Genomic DNA, 213 nt, shown 5'->3' on the forward strand with positions numbered 1-213 from the left:
TGAGTTGAATATCATTGCGCACTACAACCCAAACGCGTTGTATCAGTGTTTATTCAAAGCCACATGGCAAACGCTGAGTAAATTTGCGAAACGAAAGAGGCATGGTCAGTTAGGCATGACAAGTGTACTGCATACGTGGGGGCAAAACTTAGGTCAGCATATCCATTTACACTGTTTGATACCCGCAGGCGCGCTTGATAAAGCGCACTGGCA

The 213-nt window shown here is 46.0% G+C and carries 1 protein-coding gene; it reads left to right on the forward strand.

The features are described 5' to 3' along the window. Nucleotides 1–213, forward strand: a 213-nt coding sequence (locus CWC14_RS18210) for a transposase (RefSeq protein WP_171036880.1), incomplete at both ends; no start/stop codon positions are given.

The organism is Pseudoalteromonas sp. S3260 (genome assembly GCF_005886925.1).
In the GTDB taxonomy this organism is placed as follows: Bacteria; Pseudomonadota; Gammaproteobacteria; order Enterobacterales; family Alteromonadaceae; genus Pseudoalteromonas; species Pseudoalteromonas tetraodonis.